Raw genomic sequence first — 1,492 nt, 5'->3', positions numbered from 1 at the left:
GGGCCTCGGCGAGTACGCGTACCGCAACCAGCTGCCGCACGTGCTGGAGCTGACCCCGGAGATCCCGCGCGGGTCGGTGAGGCAGGCGGTGGCCGAGTCCGGCGCAGCCGGACACGGACGGGTGCGCCACGGCCTAGTATGGCGTGTGCTCAACGGACAGCTTCGGCGGATGGACGCCTTCACCTTCCCGTCCTACTCGATCGATCTCTCCACCGGCGAGGCGTTGTTCGACTACACGCTGGCCGGCCCGGACGCGGAGCTGCGCTTCACCGAGGTGGTCACCTTCCCGCTGCCGGCGGATCCGCCGTCGGACGCGGCGGTCGCCGCGCTCGGCCGGGTGCTGGAGCTGCTGCACCTGGTGGCCGGGGTGAGCTACTACAAGGCCGCCGCGCCCGGGCGGCTGGTGCTGCCGGCACCGCTCGGCTCGGCCGCCGCCGAGCTGGTCACCGCCGTCTACACCAAGGGCCTCGGCGAGTACGCGTACCGCAACCAGCTGCCGCACGTGCTGGAGCTGACCCCGGAGATCCCGCGCGGGTCGGTGAAGGCGGCGGCGACGCTGGACAACGCCGACCGGCGCCCGCTGTCGGCCGTGGGCGGCGGCAAGGACTCCATCGTCACCCTGGAGGCGCTGCGCCGGGCCGGTTTCGACCCGGTGCCGTTCTCGGTCAACCCCAACCACGTCATCGTCTCGGTCAACGAGGCGTCCGGGCTGACTCCGCTCGCCGCCCGCCGCCGCATCGACCCGGCGTTGTTCGACCTGAACGCCGCCGGGGCGCGTAACGGGCACATTCCGGTCACCGCGATCAACTCGCTGATCGCGGTGGCGACCGCCGTGTACCACGGGTTGGGTCCGGTGGTGATGTCCAACGAGCGTTCGGCGTCCGACCCGAACCTGGTGTGGAACGGTCACGAGATCAACCACCAGTGGTCCAAGGGGATCGAGGCGGAGGGGCTGCTGCGCGCGGCGCTGGCCGAGCACGCCGGGCTGACCGAGCCGTACTTCTCGCTGCTGCGCTCGCTGTCGGAGCTGCACATCGCCCGGCTCTACGCCGAGATCGACCGCTACGACGACGTGGTGACCAGCTGCAACGCCGCATTCAAGCTGCGCGACGCGAGTGAGCGCTGGTGCCGCGACTGCCCGAAGTGCCGGTTCGTCTTCCTCGCCATGGCGCCGTTCATGTCCCGGGAGCGGATCACCCACATCTTCGGCGGCGACCTGCTCGCCGACCCCGACCAGATCCCCGGCTACCGGGAACTGCTCGGCGTGGACGGGCACAAGCCGTTCGAGTGCGTCGGCGAGGTGGAGGAGTCGGTGGTGGCGCTGAGCCTGCTCGCCGAGCAGGACCAGTGGCGCGACGCCCCGGTGGTCCGCGCCCTGGTCGACGCCGTCCCGGACACCGCCTGGTCGGCGGCCGCCACCTCCGACGTCTTCACCCCGGGCGGCCCCAACCACGTCCCCGCCGCCTACGCCAAACCCCTCACCACCCTCACC

Annotated in this window: 1 protein-coding gene; it reads left to right on the top strand. The window is 71.7% G+C overall.

Features of this window, described 5'->3' with window-relative positions; genetic code table 11:
• Positions 1–145: 145 nt before the first annotated feature.
• A partial coding sequence (locus C1I99_RS31535; RefSeq protein ID WP_111137773.1) for a MurL-like N-terminal domain-containing occupies positions 146–1,492 on the top strand: 1,347 nt, incomplete at its 3' end.

Source organism: Micromonospora deserti (assembly GCF_003236335.1).
Classification (GTDB): domain Bacteria; phylum Actinomycetota; class Actinomycetes; order Mycobacteriales; family Micromonosporaceae; genus Micromonospora; species Micromonospora deserti.
Note: the sequence above shows the minus strand (reverse complement) of the source record. Positions and strands in the feature narration are given on the sequence as shown.